At 73.3% G+C, this 16,612-nt stretch carries 16 protein-coding genes and 2 pseudogenes; 9 read left to right on the forward strand and 9 right to left on the reverse strand.

Annotation, left to right across the window (positions count from 1 at the left end):
• Positions 1-202: 202 nt before the first annotated feature.
• A pseudogene (locus MCBG_RS35355) lies at positions 203-580 on the forward strand (hypothetical protein); the annotation flags it as partial.
• On the forward strand, positions 566-751 hold the full coding sequence (locus MCBG_RS34425) for a hypothetical protein (RefSeq protein ID WP_222949147.1): 186 nt from the start codon (positions 566-568) through the stop codon (positions 749-751). The pseudogene MCBG_RS35355 and the gene MCBG_RS34425, both read left to right, overlap by 15 nt.
• Before the next feature lie 4 nt (positions 752-755).
• Here the strand turns inward: MCBG_RS34425 and MCBG_RS27645 are convergent, their stop codons facing one another.
• The 4 genes from MCBG_RS27645 to MCBG_RS27660 form a co-directional block, all read right to left on the reverse strand.
• A complete protein-coding gene (locus MCBG_RS27645) occupies positions 756-1,265 on the reverse strand; it encodes a hypothetical protein (RefSeq protein ID WP_043329229.1) in 510 nt (169 codons plus the stop codon).
• A gap of 133 nt (positions 1,266-1,398) precedes the next feature.
• Entirely contained in the window at positions 1,399-3,114 is a 1,716-nt protein-coding gene (locus tag MCBG_RS27650) for an ATP-binding cassette domain-containing protein (protein ID WP_223201352.1), read from the reverse strand.
• A 201-nt stretch (positions 3,115-3,315) separates the two neighbouring features.
• A complete protein-coding gene (locus tag MCBG_RS27655) occupies positions 3,316-5,163 on the reverse strand; it encodes a glycoside hydrolase family 15 protein (protein WP_043329230.1) in 1,848 nt (615 codons plus the stop codon).
• 58 nt (positions 5,164-5,221) lie between these two features.
• Positions 5,222-6,193: an NAD(P)/FAD-dependent oxidoreductase gene (locus tag MCBG_RS27660; protein WP_043331048.1), complete on the reverse strand. Its 972-nt coding sequence runs from the start codon at positions 6,191-6,193 to the stop codon at positions 5,222-5,224.
• 79 nt (positions 6,194-6,272) lie between these two features.
• On the opposite strand from MCBG_RS27660, the gene MCBG_RS27665 reads away from it, so the two are divergent.
• On the forward strand, positions 6,273-6,857 hold the full coding sequence (locus MCBG_RS27665) for a helix-turn-helix domain-containing protein (protein ID WP_043329231.1): 585 nt from the start codon (positions 6,273-6,275) through the stop codon (positions 6,855-6,857).
• Between the two features lie 52 nt (positions 6,858-6,909).
• The gene (locus MCBG_RS27670; RefSeq protein ID WP_043329232.1) at positions 6,910-7,707 is read left to right on the forward strand and encodes an alpha/beta fold hydrolase; all 798 of its coding nucleotides are present in this window, start codon (positions 6,910-6,912) and stop codon (positions 7,705-7,707) included.
• A 1-nt stretch (position 7,708) separates the two neighbouring features.
• Here the strand turns inward: MCBG_RS27670 and MCBG_RS27675 are convergent, their stop codons facing one another.
• Positions 7,709-9,136, reverse strand: a complete 1,428-nt coding sequence (locus MCBG_RS27675) for an MFS transporter (RefSeq protein ID WP_043329233.1) — start codon at positions 9,134-9,136, stop codon at positions 7,709-7,711.
• Between the two features lie 74 nt (positions 9,137-9,210).
• Positions 9,211-9,669, reverse strand: coding sequence for a MarR family winged helix-turn-helix transcriptional regulator (locus tag MCBG_RS27680; protein ID WP_043329234.1), 459 nt, complete (start codon positions 9,667-9,669; stop codon positions 9,211-9,213).
• Between the two features lie 131 nt (positions 9,670-9,800).
• Here MCBG_RS27680 and MCBG_RS27685 point away from each other — a divergent pair, with 131 nt between their 5' ends.
• Positions 9,801-10,652 (forward strand): universal stress protein, encoded by an 852-nt coding sequence (locus MCBG_RS27685; RefSeq protein WP_043329235.1) that lies wholly within the window; start codon positions 9,801-9,803, stop codon positions 10,650-10,652.
• A gap of 183 nt (positions 10,653-10,835) precedes the next feature.
• On the forward strand, positions 10,836-12,062 hold the full coding sequence (locus tag MCBG_RS27690) for an ROK family transcriptional regulator (protein ID WP_043329236.1): 1,227 nt from the start codon (positions 10,836-10,838) through the stop codon (positions 12,060-12,062).
• A 92-nt stretch (positions 12,063-12,154) separates the two neighbouring features.
• On the opposite strand, the pseudogene MCBG_RS27695 reads toward MCBG_RS27690, so the two are convergent.
• Together MCBG_RS27695 and MCBG_RS27700 are read right to left on the reverse strand one after the other, a co-directional pair.
• Positions 12,155-13,085, reverse strand: a pseudogene (locus MCBG_RS27695) (phosphotransferase family protein).
• Between the two features lie 40 nt (positions 13,086-13,125).
• Complete coding sequence (locus tag MCBG_RS27700) at positions 13,126-13,701, reverse strand: dihydrofolate reductase family protein (protein ID WP_043329237.1); 576 nt, start codon at positions 13,699-13,701, stop codon at positions 13,126-13,128.
• 92 nt (positions 13,702-13,793) lie between these two features.
• Here MCBG_RS27700 and MCBG_RS27705 point away from each other — a divergent pair, with 92 nt between their 5' ends.
• Both MCBG_RS27705 and MCBG_RS27710 read left to right on the forward strand, forming a co-directional pair.
• Positions 13,794-14,372, forward strand: coding sequence for a TetR/AcrR family transcriptional regulator (locus MCBG_RS27705; protein ID WP_043329238.1), 579 nt, complete (start codon positions 13,794-13,796; stop codon positions 14,370-14,372).
• A 74-nt stretch (positions 14,373-14,446) separates the two neighbouring features.
• A complete protein-coding gene (locus tag MCBG_RS27710) occupies positions 14,447-15,592 on the forward strand; it encodes a polysaccharide pyruvyl transferase family protein (protein WP_043329240.1) in 1,146 nt (381 codons plus the stop codon).
• 9 nt (positions 15,593-15,601) lie between these two features.
• Here the strand turns inward: MCBG_RS27710 and MCBG_RS27715 are convergent, their stop codons facing one another.
• The gene (locus MCBG_RS27715) at positions 15,602-15,808 is read right to left on the reverse strand and encodes a hypothetical protein (RefSeq protein ID WP_043329242.1); all 207 of its coding nucleotides are present in this window, start codon (positions 15,806-15,808) and stop codon (positions 15,602-15,604) included.
• Positions 15,809-15,893: 85 nt separating this feature from the next.
• Between MCBG_RS27715 and MCBG_RS27720 the strand changes: the two genes are divergently transcribed.
• A complete protein-coding gene (locus MCBG_RS27720) occupies positions 15,894-16,415 on the forward strand; it encodes a DinB family protein (protein WP_043329243.1) in 522 nt (173 codons plus the stop codon).
• The last annotated feature ends 197 nt before the right edge of the window (positions 16,416-16,612 follow it).

Here is a 16,612-nt window from a genome sequence, read left to right on the forward strand (position 1 = left end):
AGGCACATCAGCAGGTGTCCTCCGTGCCCTCACCACGGAGGGCCGGACAGATGACGGTGACCATTGGGCTCCTGCGACGGCTCGTCGGTCGGTACCTTCCGCCGTCGACGGTGTCCGGCTTTGGCGAGCGCATCCAGGCGATGGAGCAGGAGATCGCCAGACGCCGTTTGCTGGACCAGGCGCGAGGCGGGCAACGGTCCCCGGACGGCGACGCCTCGCGGGAACGCCGCGTCTCGTACGACACGTACCTGTCGGCCGCCGCGTTGACGTTCGCCCGGCGGCATCGGCCGGTGTGGTGCTGGCGGCGGTGGAGACGGGTTTGCTGGTGCGGAGCCGAGCTGCCCTGTCATTCGCGGCATCGGCTTCCGATCAATCGTGGTCACTGGCCACAGGCGAGCGACAAGTGATCGCCGGGCCGGAGGAGATGATCCTCGCGGTACACGTGCGGGGACTCGACGGCATGTGTGCCGGGCGCCGGGCGTGGTGGGCACGGCTCACGCCGTACCCGTGCTGGCAGGCGGAATGGGCGACGAGTCGGCAGGCGCGGGCGATCACCGCGCGGTTCCTGGAGGGTGCGCGCACTCGCAGGCGTGAGCTGCGGGCGGAGTACGCCGGCGCGCCGGTGTCACTGGCTCTGTATCTCGGCGCCTATCTCGTGCAAGCCTCCGAGGACATGCCCTGGGCGCCTGCCGGTGCGCTGCACCGCCGCTTCGTCGGGTGGACCCGGGAGGCGGGTCCGCAGGGGCGGTGACTGCTCAGAGTCGTCGCTCCCGCAGCCGCCGCCGGAACCGCATCCACTCGGCCGGTACGACGAGGCAGCCCGCCACCGCGGGCGGCACGGTCACCAGGAAGTCCGGCCACCGCCAGATGGGCGCGTCCGCTTCCCTCAGGTGGGTGGGGTGCCGGGGGTCGTACCGGACCGCTATCACGTCGCCCGCGGCCGGCCGGTGCACCGGGTTCTCCAGGATCGCCGTCGCGCCCACCGGCCCTGACAGGTAGACGACGTTCAGGGACTTGCCGGGCCCTTCGTAGTTGGCGCGCACCACCTGGGCGTCGCCGATCCGGCCCCTGGTCTCCAGCATGCGGTTCTCCCACACCTGCCACCCGGCGAAGGTCAGGAACAGCGCGGTGAACAGGGACGTGACGAGCAGCCAGAGACCGGCTGTCAGCACGGTCGCCCCCTCGCCCCGTAGCAGGCCGAGGACGACCTCCTCGTAGCGCGAGGGGCGGCTGACGGGGCCGGCGCCCGCTCCGTCGACAGACATCCCGCCGCTCCTTCGCCGACTGCCCTGGACATCCACGGTAGCCAGCGCGCCCAGCCCGGTGGGGAATAGGTGACGAGAAGTCGATATGACTGAGAGGCATAAATATGCCTCTCAGTCATATCGCTCGAAGCACTCAGTCTTCCGGCCGGGCATCACCCTCCGTGACAGAACGGCCTGGCGCCGCCGGGGCGGTGAGCGACAGCGTGGGCCACGCCGCCAGGTCGTGGAGCATCTGCCGGTCGTGGGTGGCGACGACCACCGCGGCCCTCGTCGTCAGCAGGGCGGCGGTGAGGTCGTCGACCAGCGGCGCCGACAGGTGGTTGGTGGGTTCGTCGAGGATCAGCAGGTCGGGACGTTCGGCCAGGCGCAGCGCCAGGTTCAGCCGCCGTTGCTGTCCGTGCGACATCCGGCCCACGGGAGTACGCCGGGCCTCGGCGTCGAGCAGGCTCGTCGCGCTCAGCGGCAGGGCCGTGCCGGAGCCGACGCGCCCGGCGGAGCGCAACCGGCCCACGTGCTGCTCGTACAGGTCGTGGGCGAGCAGCGCCGGTGGCCAGTCGGGCACCTCCTGACCGAGGTACGCGACGCGCGCGCCGGACAGGTGCCGGACCTCCCCGGTCGACGGCGTGAGGTCACCGGCCAGCGCGGAGAGCAGCGTCGACTTGCCCGCGCCGTTGGGTCCGGTCACCAGCAGGCGGTCCCCGCCGTCGAGCGTGAGCGTGACCGGGGTACGCAGGCGCCCGGCCACCGTCACGTCGTGGCAGCGCAGGGTCGGCAGTCCGGGACGGGTGTCCAGCGGTGGCCAGCGCAGCGGCTGCGGTGGCTCCGGCACGGTGACGCGGTGCGCGTCGAGCGCCTCCTGCCGGCGGCGCAGCGCCTGGACCAGTCCGGGCGCGCGGGACTGGCGCTGGTGCTTGCCGTGTCCCTTCTCCGGCCGCCAGCCGGTGCTGAGGCGGTCCTGCGCCTGCCGTACCCCGTCGGCCAGCCGCTGGTGCTCGGCCTGCTGCGCCTCGTGGTCGCGTACCCAGTGCGCGAAGTCGCGGCGGCGCCCGTCCTGCCAGGCGGCGTAGTCCCCGGCGTAGCGGCGCGGGCGCCCGTCCGCGCTGGGGTCGAGGTCCAGGAACTCCGTGGCGACGTCCCGCAGCAGGGCGCGGTCGTGGGTCACCAGCACGACGCCGCCCGGGTGGTCGCGTAGCCGGGCGGTGAGGAAGGCCAGGCTGTCCGCGTCGAGGTGGTTGGTCGGCTCGTCCAGCATCAGCAGGTCCACCCGCGCTCCCAGCAGGCATGCCAGCCGGACCCGGTAGCGCTGGCCGACGGACAGCGTGGCCAGTTCCCGGTCCCGGTCCGGGCAGGCGTCGAGGCCGGCCAGCGCCACGTCGACGCGCCGCTGCGCGTCCCAGGCGTCCAGCCGGGTCGCCGCGTCCAGGGCGGCGGCGTACGCGTCGTCCGCGCCCGCCCGGCCCTCGGTGAGCGCGATCGCGGCCTCGTCGAACGCCCGCAGCGCGCGTTCGGACTCCCGGATCGCCTCCCGGACGAGCGTGCCCACGGTCTCGCCGTGGCGCGACTCCAGGTTCTGCCGGGCGACGCCGATCGCGCCCAGCCGTTCCACCACGCCCTGGTCGGGAGCGATGAGGCCGGCCAGCACGTGCAGCAGGGTGGTCTTGCCGCGGCCGTTCTCGCCGACGACCGCCAGGCGGGAACCGGCGGAGACGGTCACGCTGACGTCGGACAGCACGACCCGGCCGCCGAGTACGACGCGGACGCCGTCGGCCCGCACGTGCGCCCGGTGCCCGGCGGGCAGCGAACCGCCCGAGGTGGATGGGAAGGAAGGAATGTTGTCGAGGTTGTGCACAGTCCGCTCTTCGGCTCGTCGTGGAGCCGGGCAGCGCGAGGACACCGCCCGGCGGGAACGCCGGGACGGCGGAGCAGAGCTGGTACGTCAGAAGAAGCCGGTCACCCTGCCGCCGTCAGCGGAGGGACCAGGGCTTCATGACAGCGGCGAAGAACCTCATGCGGTAAACAGTACCCGGCTCCGGGCCGGAGATCACCGGAGTTACCGGCGGAGGCGGGCGGAGGCCTCGGCGTCGAGCAGGTCGTTCACCGCCAGCGCCGAGTTGATCAGGGCGAGGTGGCTGAACGCCTGCGGATAGTTGCCGATCTGCTCACCGGTGGAGGCGATCTCCTCGGCGTAGAGCCCGAGGTGGTTGCTGAAGGTGAACATCTTCTCCAGGGTGAGCCGGGCGTCGTCCAGCCGGCCGGAGCGGGCCAGCGCCTCGACGTACCAGAACGTGCACATGTTGAACGTGCCCTCGTGACCGGGGAGCCCGTCGGGGGAGTGGACCGGGTCGTACCGGTGGACCAGGCTGTCCGAGACCAGGTCCCGCTCGATCGACTCGAGGGTGGACAGCCACAGCGGGTCGGTGGGCGTGACGAAGCCGACCGCCGGCATGTAGAGCAGGGCGGCGTCGAGCACGTTCTCGTCGTACGCCTGCACGAAGCTGCCGCGTTCCCGGTGGAAACCGCGGGCCATGACCTGGTTGTAGATCCGGTTGCGTTGTTCGGTCCAGCAGTGCATGTCGCCGGGCCGGCCGGTGCGGGTGGCCAGCCGGATGGCGCGGTCCAGCGCCACCCACGACATCACCCGGCCGAACGTGTAGTTGCGGGGGTGGTGGCGGCTCTCCCAGATTCCGGCGTCGCGTTGGTCCCAGTTGTGGCAGAGCCAGTCGATCAGGCGCACGGTGCTCTTCCACACCTGGTGCGACACCCGGATGCCCTGCTCGTCGGCGAGGTGCATGGCGTAGAGCGCCTCGCCGTGGATGTCGAGCTGGAGCTGGTCGGCGGCGCCGTTGCCGATCCGCACCGGACGGGAGCCGCGGTAGCCCTCCAGGTGGTCGAGCACCTCCTCGTGCAGGTCCGAGGACCCGTCCACCCGGTACATGATCTTCAGTGGGTCCTGGTGGTCGCCGGCCTCGCGGATGCGCTCGTCCAGCCAGTCCATGTACCGGCTGACCTCCTCGGTGAACCCGAGGCCGAGCAGCGCGTGCACGGAAAACGAGGTGTCGCGTACCCAGGTGTAGCGGTAGTCCCAGTTGCGGGAGCCGCCGACCAACTCGGGCAGCGCGGCGGTCGGCGCGGCGATCATCGCGCCGGTCGGCGCGTACGTCATGAGCTTGAGCGTGATGGCCGAGCGCTCGACCATCTCCCGCCAGCGCCCGGTGTAGCGGGAGCGCTCGACCCAGCGCCGCCAGTAGTCCCGGGTCCACTCGAACATGCCCTGGACCTCTTCCGGCGGGATGATCCTGGGCTCGTCGATGCCGGTCTCCAGGACCACCCCGCCGGTGTCGCCCTCCTGCAACGTGCCGTAGGCGATCAGGTCGCCGTCCTCCATGCGGATCTCGCCGGTCTTGGCCCAGAGCTGCCGCACCGGATCGATCGGGTTGAAGGCGAGCGTCGCCGACCGGCTCCGGAACAGGTAACCGTTGCGGTGCCGCTCCAGCTCGTGGCTCTCCCGGGCGAAGTCGAAGCGCGGCCGGCACTCCACCCGGAACCGCATGCTGCCGCGCACCATGTTGACCATGCGCACGATGCGGTGCGAGTCGGTGACCCGCTCGCCGGTCACCGGCATGAAGTCCATCACCTCGGCGACGCCGTCCGCGCTGATGAACCGGGTGATCAGGATCGGCGTGCCGGGGAGGTAGAGCTGCTTCGTGACGTACCGGACGTCGTGCGGGGCGATCTGGAAGAAGCCGCCCTTGTCCTTGTCCAGCAACGCGCAGAAGACGCTGGGCGAGTCGAAGCGCGGCGCGCAGAACCAGTCGATCGTCCCGTCACAGGTCACCAGCGCCGCGGTCTGAAGGTCGCCGATGAGCCCGTGATCCTCGATCGCCGGATAGCTCTTCACGTCGCCCCCCAGGTTCCGACTGCCCTCTCCGACTCAACCTAGGGGAAGAATTGTCAGGTTAGAGGGGATTCGTGGTCACCCACCCTCGCGCGTCACGCCGCGCCTCGACCGCCCGGCGGGTCTCCTCGTTCACCAGTTCCGCGTTGATCATCGCTGCGGTCCGGGCACCAGCCGCGGCAGCGGCCCCGACCTGCGCCGACAGGTCGGTCACGTTGCCCGCGACCCACACCCCGGGCACCTCGGTACGCCCCGACTCGTCGGCCGGCAGGTACTCGCCCATCCCGCTGGGGTGCGGTTGCGGCCGCAGTCCCAGTCCGGCCAGGAACCCGGTGCGCGCGACCATCCGGGGCGCGACGGTCAGCACCTCCCGGTCGACGGTGCGGCCGTCGCGCAGGCGTACCCCGGTCACCCGGTCCCCGGCCGTCTCGACGGCCGCGACCTCGCCCTCGACCACCGGCACGCCGCGGGCGGCGAGCTGCTCGGCCTGCTCGTCGGTCAGCGGCGGCGCGGTGTGCCGCAGGTAGACCACGTCGTCGCTCCACTGCCGGAACAGCAGCGTCTGGTGCACCGACATCGGGCCGCTGCCGATCACCCCGATCGGCCGGTCCCGCACCTCCCAGCCGTGGCAGTACGGGCAGTGCACCAGGTCCCGGCCCCAGCGCTCGCGCAGGCCGGGCACCTCGGGCACCTCGTCGACCAGGCCGGTGGCGACGAGCACATGACCGGCGCGTACCCGCCGGCCGTCGGCGAGCGTCACCTCGAAGCCGTCGCCGTCGCGGCTCACCGACTCGACCCGGCCCTCGGTCAGGTGCCCGCCGTAGCGGTGGACCTCGTCCCGGCCGCGCGCCAGCAGCTCGGCCGGCGGTACGCCGTCGTGGCCCAGCAGCGCGTGCACGCCGTCGGCGGGCGCGTTGCGCGGTTCGCCGCCGTCCACCACGAGCACCGACCGGCGTGCCCGGGCCAGCATCAGCGCGCCGCTCAGCCCGGCCGCGCCGCCGCCGATCACCAGTACCTCGTAGTTCTCGGTCATCGTGACCACCTCCGCGACCAGACTGCGGCGGGGAAGCGCAGAACCGCAAACTCTCTTGCTGATGTGGCAAACTGGGGGCATGGACGTCGACCTCGACCAGGCCCTCGACGCGGTCGGTCCCCGGCTGCGCGCGCTGCGGCGTGAGCGGGAGACCACGCTCACCGATCTCTCCGCCGCCACCGGCATCTCGGTGAGCACGCTGTCCCGGCTGGAGTCCGGCGGCCGCAAGCCCACCCTCGAACTGCTGCTCCCGCTCGCCCGCGCGCACGGCGTGACGCTGGACGAGCTGGTCGGCGCCCCGCCCACCGGCGACCCGCGCGTCCACCTGCGGCCGGTCGCCGCGTACGGGATGACCATGCTGCCGCTCACCCGCCGCGCCGGCGGCATCCAGGCGTACAAGCTGATCATCCCGGCCGGCGGCCGGTCCGAGCCCGAACCGAAGACCCACGAGGGGTACGAGTGGGTCTACGTGCTCAACGGGCGGCTGCGGCTCGTGCTCGGCGAGCACGACCTGGTGATGGTCCCCGGTGAGGCGGCCGAGTTCGACACCCGCGTACCGCACTGGTTCGGGCGTGCCGACAGCGAGGGGGTGGAGTTCCTCAGCCTCTTCGGCAGCCAGGGCGAACGCGCCCACCTGCGCGCCCGCCCCCGCGCGTCGAGCTGAGCGGCGACGGTAAACACGCCCGCCGCGGCATCGGCGGCGCGACGATCGGCGGGTGAGCTATGCGGACGTCGGCGGGCTGCGGATCTGGTACGAGGAGCACGGGGCCGGCAAACCGTTGGTCCTGCTGCACGGCGAGTACGGCTCGACGGAGACGTTCGCGCCGGTCCGCCCGGCGCTGGCCACGCGCCGGCGGCTGATCGCCGTCGACCTGCAGGGCCACGGCCGCACCGCCGACGTGGACCGGCCGCTGCGGTACGAGTCGATGGCCGACGACGTCGCCGGGCTGCTGCGTCACCTCGGCCTGCCCCGGGCCGACGTGCTCGGCTACTCCCTCGGCGGCGGGGTGGCCCTGCGTACCGCGATTCAGCACCCCGACCTGGTCCGGCGCCTGGTGCTGGTCTCCACGCCGTTCCGGCGGCGCGGCTGGTACCCGGAGACGCTCGCCGCGATGTCCGCCCACGACGAGCGCGTCGCGCAACGGATGCGCGGCACCCCGCTCCACGAGCGGTACGCGCGGGTGGCGCCCCGCCCGCAGGACTGGCAGGCGCTCTGGGCCCGCGGCGGCGAGCTGCTGCGGCGGGACTACGACTGGTCCGCCGAGGTGGCCGCGCTGCCGATGCCGGTGCTGCTGGTCTTCGCCGACGCGGACGAGATCCCGGTGAGCCACGCGGCGGAGTTCTTCGGCCTGCTCGGCGGCGGCCACCGGGACGCGGGCGGCGACGGAACCGGCCGCCCCGCGTCCCGGCTGGCGGTGCTGCCCGGGCTGACCCACTACGACGTGCTGACCTCGCCCGCGCTGCCGGCGGCGGTGCTGCCGTTCCTCACCCATCCGGCGCGCGCCCCGGGCTGACTCAGCCCACCAGCGCCGGAGCGTCCGCGCCCGCCGTCGTGCGCGGGCGCAGCAGCGCGTACGCGAGCCCGACGGCGACCACGAGCAGCCCGGCGCCGATCGCGAACGCCAGATGGAACCCGCTGGTCAGCGCGGCGGCCCGGTCGTCGCCGAGCGCGACCCGGTCCGCGGTACGGGCGGCGGCCAGCGTGGACAGCACCGCTACGCCGAACGCCATGCCGAGCTGCTGGGTGGTGTTGAACAGCCCGGAGGCGAGACCGGCGTCGTCGGGGCGGGCGGCGGACATGCCGAGCGCGGTCAGCGCCGGCAGCACCAGCCCGAACCCGCCGGCGAGCAACATCACCGGGAGCACGTCGGGCAGGTAGCGGCCGTCCACCGGTACGCGGGCCAGCAGCACGAACATGGCCACCAGCAGGACGAGCCCGGCCAGCAGCACCGCCCGCTCGCCGAACCGGGCGTTGAGCCGGGCCGAGACGCCCAGCGACACCGCGCCGATGACGACTGCCGCCGGGAGCAGGGCCAGCCCGGTGCCTGTGGCGTCGTAGCCGAGCACCTGCTGGAGGTAGAGCGTGACGAGCACCTGGAACGCGAACGTCGACGCCACGGTGAGGATCTGGACCACGTTCGCCACCACCACGCCGCGCGAGCGCAGGATCCGCAGCGGCATGAGCGGGCGGCGTGCGGTCGCCTGCCGGACGACGAACCCGGCGACCAGCGCGACGGCGAGCGCGCCGAGGCCGAGCGTGCGCGCCGACGTCGCCCCGTACCGCTCGATCGTGACCACCGTGTAGATGCCGAGCACCAGTCCGGCGGTGACCAGCAGCGCGCCCGCCACGTCGGCCCCGGCGGCCAGGCCCAGGCCCCGGTCGGCGGGCAGCGTACGGACCGCGAGCGCGATCGTGGCCAGGCCGATCGGCAGGTTGATCAGGAAGATCCAGTGCCAGCCCAGCGCGTCGGTGAGCAGGCCGCCGGCGACCTGGCCGATGGCCGCCCCGGCCGCGCCGGTGAAGGCGAACACGGCGATCGCCCGGCCCCGCTCGGCGGCGTCGGGAAAGAGCGTGACCAGGATGCCGAGGCTCACCGCGACCGCCGCCGCGCTGCCGACACCCTGGAGGAAACGGGCCGCGACGAGCGTGGCGCTGTTCGCCGCGAGCCCGGCCAGCACCGAGGCGGCGGTGAACAGCGCGGTGCCGCCGAGGAACATCGCCCGCCGTCCGACCAGGTCGCCCAGGCGGCCGGCGAGCAGGAGCAGGCTGCCGAACGCGATCAGGTACGCGTTCACCACCCAGCTCAGGCCGGCCGGGGAGAAGCGCAGGTCGCGCTGGATGGCCGGCATCGCCACGGTGACGATGCTGCCGTCGAGGATGGTCATCAGGGCGCTGGTGGCGAGTACGCCGAGCGCGACCTGACGCGAGCGGGGAGCGGACATGGAGTCCTCCTGTCGAGAGGTGCGACAGGAAAGACCGTAACGGATAGTCCCGTTGCAGACAATCTATTGAGGGACTATTGGCGGGCTCGGCGGGCCGGCTTCGGGCTCTGCACCGGCGTGGCCAAATGGCCGGCGGCCAGGCGCTCCAGCGCGCGCAGGAAGACCGCCCGCTCGTCCGCCGGCAGGCTCGCCAGCGCCTCGGCGTGCACCCGGTCGACGATCTCCTGGCTGCGCGCGGCCACCCGGGCGCCCTCCTCGGTGACCGCGATGATCCGGGCCCGCCGGTCGGTACGCGACGGACGCCGCACCGCCAGCCCGGCCTGCTCCAGCGCGTCCACCGTCACCACCATCGTCGTCTTGTCCATGTCGCCCATCTCGGCGAGCTGGATCTGCGTACGCTCCTCGGGCAGCGCGTGCGCGAGCACGCAGTGCATCCGCGCGGTCAGCCCGATCTCGGCCAGGGCCGCCGCCACCCGGGTGCGCAGCACGTGACTGGTGTGGTCGAGCAGGTACGACAGGTCCGGGGTGCTCATCCGCCCAGCGTACCGATGGGTTCGTGGCGGATGATCCGGCGCGGACCCGGTCGGACCGCGGATACGATCTTGTGAGATGTCGTCGGCAGGAGAGGTTCGGTGCGGTGAGCGACGTGCACGGCAGGCAAGTGATGGTGGGTTACGACGGGTCCCCGGCCGCGAGCGCCGCCATCGAGGCGGGCGCGCTGCTGTTCCCCGGCGCGCACGCATGGATCGGGCATCTGTGGACGCCACCGTTCGCCAGCGAGGAACTGCGTAAGCGCCTCTGGACCGGCAAGCGCAACATCAACGCGTTCGTGGAGGCGATCGAGCGCGAGGGCGGCCGGGAGGCCGACCGGCTCACCTCCGTCGGCGTGATGCTGGCCCGCGCGGCCGGCTGGGACGCCGAGCCGCTCGTGTGCCGCAGCTACGGCGGGGAAGGGCTCCGGCTCGCCGAACTGGCCGACGAGAAGCAGACCGACGTGCTGCTGCTCGGCTCACGCGGGCTGGGCGGCGCCCGGGCCGTGCTCGGCAGCGTCTCGGACATGGCTGTGCACTACAGCCCGCGACCAGTCCTGGTGGTGCCGCACCCGCTGCTCACCGACGAGCACGACGCGCTCGCCGCCGGCCCGGTGGTGGTCGGCTGGGACGCCTCCACCGGGGCCGAGGCGGCGCTCGACTCCACCCGGCGCCTCTTCCCCGAGCGGGACGTCGTCCTGGTCGCCGTCGACGGCGACGAGGGGGAGACGCCCACCCCGGAGACGGCCGGCGGATCGGTCACCGTCGTGCGGGTGAGCGCCGGGCGCGGCACCCCGGGGCGCGCGGTGGCCGAGGCGCTCTCCGCAGTCGCCACCGAGCACAAGGCGAGCGCGGTGGTGGTCGGCTCGCGCGGACGGACGGCGATGCGCAAGATCCTGCTCGGCAGTGTCGCCATGGCCACCCTGCACCGTGCCCACCGGCCGGTGATGGTGGTGCCGCAGAGCCCGGTCCGCGAAGCGGAGTAACCCGGCGGCGCACGGGTGCCTCCCCGGCCGAGGGAGGCACCCGCTTCGTCACCGCTGCCCGCGGCGCGCCGGTCGGGCCCGCGATGGTTGAGGCAGCCGTCCCCGGAGGCGGGCGCTGGCACCCGTCGATGCGCGGCAACTATTCTCGGGTCACAAGCCAGTCGCCGTCTGACGGAGTGGTCGATGCGGAAGGGCCTGGTCGCGGACCGGCATGCGCAGGGGGACGGCCGCAGAGCCAACCTCGGCGCGCTGCTCCGGCGCGTCCACCTGACCGGCCCGGTCACCCGCGTCGAGCTGGCCGAGTGGATGGGCGTCAACCGCAGCACGGTCATGGCGCTCACCGCGGAACTGGCGTCGGCCGGTCTGGTCCGGGAGGTGGCGGCCGGCGGCAGCGGACGGGCGGGGCGACCCTCGCTTGTGGTCCGCCCGGCCTCGGACACCTTCTACGTGCTCGCCTTCGACATCGCCGTGGACCGGCTCGTGGCCGCCCGCGTCGGGCTCGGCGGCGTGGTGTCGGCCCGCCTGGAGGCGGAACGGCCACGGGCCGGGGCCGACCTCGACTCCGTCGTCTCGGTGCTCGCCGACTTCGGGCGGGCCCTGCACCACGCCGCGCCGGCCGGGTCGGTGTGCGTGTGCGTGGGCGCCTCGTACTGCGGCATGATCCGGCCGGGTGACGGGATGGTCCGCTTCGGACCGGACATGGGCTGGGTCGACCAGGCGTTCGGTGCCGAGCTGGCCCGGCGGCTCGACCTGGGCCTGCCGGTCCTGGTCGGCAACGAGGCGCACCTGGGCGCGCTGGCGGAGCACCAGCGGGGCGCCGGAGTCGGCGTGCAGAACGTCGTCTACCTGCACGGTGACGTGGGCGTCGGCGGCGGGATCATCGTCGGCGGTGAGCTGCTCGACGGCGACGGCGGGTACGCCTCCGAGGTCGGGCACATGCTCGTGAACCCGTACCAGGGGCGGCCCTGCGGCTGCGGCTCGCGCGGGTGCCTGGAGGCCGAGGTCGGCGAGCGGGCACTGCTCGACGCCGCCGGCCGCCCGGCGGGGGAGAAGGGGCGCGAGGCGGTACGGGCCGTGGTGGCCGCCGCCGCGCGGGGCGAGCCGGCCGCCCGGGACGCGGTGCGGCACATCGGTGACTGGCTGGGCATCGGCGTGGCGAACGTGATCAATCTGTTCAACCCCGGCGTGGTGATCTTCGGGGGCACGCTCAGCGAGGTCTTTCCGGTCTGCGCCGACCACGTCCGCAGCCGGATCGCCGCCAACGTGCTGCCCATCTCCCGCGACAAGGCCCGCCTGCGGGTGTCCGCGCTCGGCTACGACGCCACCTTGATCGGCGCCGCCGAACGGGGCTTCACCCCGTTGTTCGCCGACCCCTTCGGCACCCTCACCCGCGCCTCGGCGCTTCGCTGATCTTGGAGTTGTGGCGCCTGGGATGTCGCTTTGGTGAGCCTTGTGAGGCGCCACAACTCCAAGATCGACGGCGGCACGCGCCCGACGGCGGGTCAGGGGGTCAGGCGGTGGGTCAGCCAAGGGAGGAGAGCCTCGCCCTGTTGGCGCTGGAACGCTCGTACCGTGGGGATGCCGGGTGGGGGTGGCTGGCGGGCGCCGTCCAGGAAGAAGCCGGTGAGGCCGACCAGCACGCCGGTCAGGTCGGCCGGGTCCACATCGGCGGTCAGCGGCTGGGCGGCCAGCAGCGCGTCCGGGTCGTGTCCGCCGTACACCTGGACGTTGACGACGGTGAACAGGGTGTCCAGCCAGGCCGGCCCGCGACAGGCCCACGGCCAGTCGACCACGGTGACCGATCCGTCCGGGCCGACAGCAGGTTGTCCGCGCGGACGTCGACGTGGCAGAGCGTGTCACCGGCGAGCGCGGCCAGGCCCCGGTCGGCGGCGGCGCACAGCTCGGGCAGGTGGGACCGGGCCCACGGGTCGAGGTCGGCCGGCGGGTCGGCGGCGAGGCGCCGCCAGCCGCCGAAGTCGTGCGCGAGGTGTTCGGCGGCGGTGGTGGTTCCGGCGGCGGCGGGCGCCGGGGTGAGCGTCACCGCCATCGCCTCCAGCGTGGACAGCACGGCGGTCAGCTGACCGGTACGCACGGGGTGGCCGGATGCCGGCCCTCGACGTCGGCGAAGACGAGCGCGATCCAGTGGCCGTCGTCGTAGCTGCCGAGCAGCCGGGGCGCGGGCGCGTCCGGGGGCAGGGCGGCGGCGATGCGGGCCTCGGCGCGGTGCAGGTGGGGACTGCGGTCGTTCTGCGCCGGGCTGACCGCCTTGACGAAGGCCCGGCCACCACCTGCGGTACGGACGCGGTCGGCGGTGCCGGGGGAGAAGCCGCCCGGCTGCGAGTGCGCCTCCACCACCCGGTCGCCGAGGACGCCCTCGACGCCGTCGCGCACGTGCCCGGGCAGTTCGTGCCAGTGCAGCCGAGTCTTCGTCACCGTCCCACGGTGCGTGCCGCCCGCCGCCGGGGCAACCGGGTTACTCGTTGCGCGTGTAGTGCAGGACGACCACGCCGGCGTCGAACGGGCGCGCCGAGGTGAGCGTGAGCCGGCGCGGATCGAAGCCGCTGTCGACGAGCTTGACGCCGCTGCCGACGACCACCGGGTTGAGCTTGACCACCAGCTCGTCGATCTCGTCGAGGAGCTGACCGGCGAGCTGCCCGCCGCCGCAGAGCCAGATGTCGCGCCCGGGTTGCGTCTTCAGCTCGCGGACGAAGGCCGCCGGGTCACCGGCGACGACGTTCACGTCCGGGTAGTCGGCAGGGGGCAGGGAGCGGCTGAACACGTACTGCTTCAGGTGGGCGTACGGGCTTGTCGCGCCGATCGCCAGGCCGGGCTCGTAGCTGCCGCGGCCCATCAGCACGGTGTCGAAGCGGCCGGCGGGCGGGGACTCGATGCCGAGCTGGGGGTGGGCGAACGTGGGCAGCGTCTGGGGCCACTCGGCCACCAGGTGGGGCGCCAGGTCGGGCGTCAGCGGGAGGAAGTCGAACGACCCGTCGGGCGCGGCGATGAAGCCGTCGAGGGTGCTGGCGACGAAATACACGAGCTTGCGCAAACCGGCTCCGATGTCCGAGGTGATCCACGACGGCTGTCGTGGTTCGGCGACGAATGTACAACACCTGTCGTAGTTCTTGCTAGTGTGTTCGCGTGGCCAGGAACCCGGAACGCCGTACCCTGCTCGCCGACGCCGGACTGCGGATCCTCGCCGACGCGGGCGCGCGCGGGCTGACCCACCGGGCGGTCGACGCCGAGGCGGGCGTGCCCACCGGCACCACCTCGAACTACTTCCCGTCCCGCGCGGCTCTGCTCGCCGGCCTGGCCGAACGCATCTTCGGCCGGATCGCGCCCGACCCGGCCGTGCTGGCCGACCTCGGCCGCCGCGAGCCGTCGCTCGCGCTGATGACCGACTACCTGCGCGACATCGTCGCGCGCACCACCCGCGAGCCGGGCCTCACCCGCGCGCTGTTCGAACTGCGGCTGGAGGCCGCCCGCCGCCCGGAGCTGCGGTCCGCGCTCGGCGGCGTGCTGCGCCAGGGGTACGCCGACGACGTCGCCCACCACACCGCCGCCGGACTACCCGGCGGGGCGTACGAGGTGGCGCTGCTGCACTACGCCGTCGACGGGCTCCTGCTCGACCTGCTCACCACCTCGATCGACGCCGGGTTCGACACCGATCAGGTGGTCTCGGACCTCGTCTCCCGTCTGGTCGGCGGCGCCACCGGTTGAGTCTCCTCGCCGTGCGTTAACCCGGGGCGACCAGCGGGAACGCTGGCCCGGATGCCCCTGGGAAGGAGCAACGGATGAGGGAACGCACCGGACTGACCATCGGCGTGCTCGGCTCCTACGGCGGTCGCAACCTCGGCGACGAGGCGATCCTCACGGGTCTCCTGGACGACCTGCGCCGGCACGAGCCGAACGCCCGGATCATCGTCTTCTCCCGCAACCCCGCGCACACCGCGCTGGCCCACCCCGATGTCGAGGCGGTGCCGTGGGAGGGCGTCAGCCGCGTCGACTCGTCCCCGGTGCTCAACCAGCTCGACCTGCTCATCCTCGGCGGCGGCGGGATCCTCTACGACAAGGAGGCCCGGCGCTACCTGCGGGTGGTCCGGGTCGCCCAGGAACGCGGGCTGCCGCTGCTCACGTACGCGGTAGGTGTCGGTCCGCTCAGCGACACGCTCGACAGCGGCATGGTGCGCGAGACGCTGGCGCAGGCGGTCGAGGTGACCGTCCGGGACCAGGAGTCGCGGATGGTGCTGGAGGAGGCGGGCCTGATCAATCCCATCACCGTCACCGCCGACCCGGCGTTCCTGCTGGAACCGGAGGAGTTCCCCGAGCAGTGGCTGCGCGAGGAGGGCGTGCCGGCCAACTCCCGGCTGGTCGGGCTGAGCGTGCGCGAGCCGGGCCGGGCGGCCGAACGGCTCGACGTGGACGGCTACCACCGCCTGCTCGCCCAGATCGGTGACTTCCTGGTGCACCGGATCGACGCGCATGTGCTGTTCGTGCCGATGGAACGCGACGACATCCGGCACTCGCACGGCGTGCTGTCGCACATGACCGCCGCCGACCGGGGCCGGATCCTGCACGGCGACTACCGCCCGGCGCAGATCCTCGGCCTGATGCGCCACTTCGACCTCGCGGTCGGCATGCGCCTGCACTTCCTGATCTTCGCGGCCATGATGGGTACGCCGTTCCTGCCGCTGCCGTACGCCGGAAAGGTCTTCGACCTGGCCCAGCGGCTCGGTGTGCCGGCGCTGCGCGGCGTGGAACGGGAGGTCGAGGGCCCGTTGCTGGCCGAGGTGGACCGGCTGTGGGACGAGCGGGCGGCGCGGGCCGACGAGACCGCGCGCCGGGTGGCGGAGGTCTGCGAGCAGGCGCGGGGCACCTCGCAGGTGACCCGCAGCGTGCTGGACAGCATCCGCGCCCGGTCGCTGACCCCGGCGGTGTGAGCCGGCTCGTCAGACCGCCGGGCCGCGCCAGGAGTAGACCCACTCCCGGCCCGGCTGCTCGTCCGACTCCAGCTCGTAGATCTCTGCCTCCGCGAGCCCCTTCGACCCGAGGTGGTGGTGGGTCAGCGGGGGACGGCCGTTGCTGTCCAGCTCGACGGTGACGGTCTCGCCGTCGGCCGCGCCGCCCACCAGAGGGATCTGCACCGTGGAAGCCATGCGCCCATCCTGCCCCGGCCGGCCCGCCCGCGCAGGGGATCACGCGGGGCAGCGAAACGGGCACAGCGCGTACTAGGGTCCGGGAATGGCGCACCCGACGATCGATCCGACTCTCGGTCCGGTCCTCGCCCGTACGGGCGGCGAACGGGCGATCCTCGACGCGTTCCTCGACTTCCACCGCGGCACCGTGCTGCGCAAGGTGCGCGGCCTGACCGACGCCGACGCCACCCGGCGTCTGGTGCCCTCACTCACCACGCTGGCCGGGCTGCTCCGGCACCTGACGGTGGTCGAGGGGAACTGGTTCCGCTGCCTGTTCGCCCCGGAGCCGGGCGACGTCTACCTCACCTCCCAGACCGACGCCGACGCCAGCTTCGCGCTGCGCCCCGGCGACACGGTCGAGACGCTCGCCGCCGCGTACGAGGCGGCCTGCGACAGGTCCCGCGAGGTGGCCGCGCGGTTCGACCTCGACCACGTGGTGCCGCACCCGCAACTCGGCGAGGTGTCGCTGCGCTGGGTGCTGGTGCACCTGATCGAGGAGACCGCCCGGCACGCCGGGCACGCCGACATCCTGCGGGAGCTGACCGACGGCGAAACCGGCGCGATCTGACGCCTCAGGCGCGGGGGAGCAGCCCCTCCGGGTACTCCATCCCGTCGTGCGTACAGGCCGCTGCGGGCCACCCGGGCGGCGTACCGGGCCGCGTCGAGCACGTCCGCGCCCGCGCAGCCGGGCGGCGATCACCCCGGCCGCGAACGCGTTCCCCGGCACCGTTCGTGTCCACCACCGGCCCGGGGGGGTGGCCGCGG

Origin of the sequence: Micromonospora sp. M42, from assembly GCF_000568915.1 — a bacterium.
In the GTDB taxonomy this organism is placed as follows: domain Bacteria; phylum Actinomycetota; class Actinomycetes; order Mycobacteriales; family Micromonosporaceae; genus Micromonospora; species Micromonospora chalcea.

What these genes read in the sequence shown, in the direction of transcription:
- MCBG_RS27645 (WP_043329229.1), bottom strand. Translation starts at nt 1,265, where the DNA reads ATGTCTGTCGACGGAGCGGGCGCCGGCCCCGTCAGCCGCCCCTCGCGC.
- MCBG_RS27660 (WP_043331048.1), bottom strand. Translation starts at nt 6,193, where the DNA reads ATGACCGAGAACTACGAGGTACTGGTGATCGGCGGCGGCGCGGCCGGG.
- MCBG_RS27665 (WP_043329231.1), top strand. Translation starts at nt 6,273, where the DNA reads ATGGACGTCGACCTCGACCAGGCCCTCGACGCGGTCGGTCCCCGGCTG.
- MCBG_RS27675 (WP_043329233.1), bottom strand. Translation starts at nt 9,136, where the DNA reads ATGTCCGCTCCCCGCTCGCGTCAGGTCGCGCTCGGCGTACTCGCCACC.
- MCBG_RS27680 (WP_043329234.1), bottom strand. Translation starts at nt 9,669, where the DNA reads ATGAGCACCCCGGACCTGTCGTACCTGCTCGACCACACCAGTCACGTG.
- MCBG_RS27685 (WP_043329235.1), top strand. Translation starts at nt 9,801, where the DNA reads ATGGTGGGTTACGACGGGTCCCCGGCCGCGAGCGCCGCCATCGAGGCG.
- MCBG_RS27690 (WP_043329236.1), top strand. Translation starts at nt 10,836, where the DNA reads ATGCGGAAGGGCCTGGTCGCGGACCGGCATGCGCAGGGGGACGGCCGC.
- MCBG_RS27710 (WP_043329240.1), top strand. Translation starts at nt 14,447, where the DNA reads ATGAGGGAACGCACCGGACTGACCATCGGCGTGCTCGGCTCCTACGGC.
- MCBG_RS27715 (WP_043329242.1), bottom strand. Translation starts at nt 15,808, where the DNA reads ATGGCTTCCACGGTGCAGATCCCTCTGGTGGGCGGCGCGGCCGACGGC.
- MCBG_RS27720 (WP_043329243.1), top strand. Translation starts at nt 15,894, where the DNA reads ATGGCGCACCCGACGATCGATCCGACTCTCGGTCCGGTCCTCGCCCGT.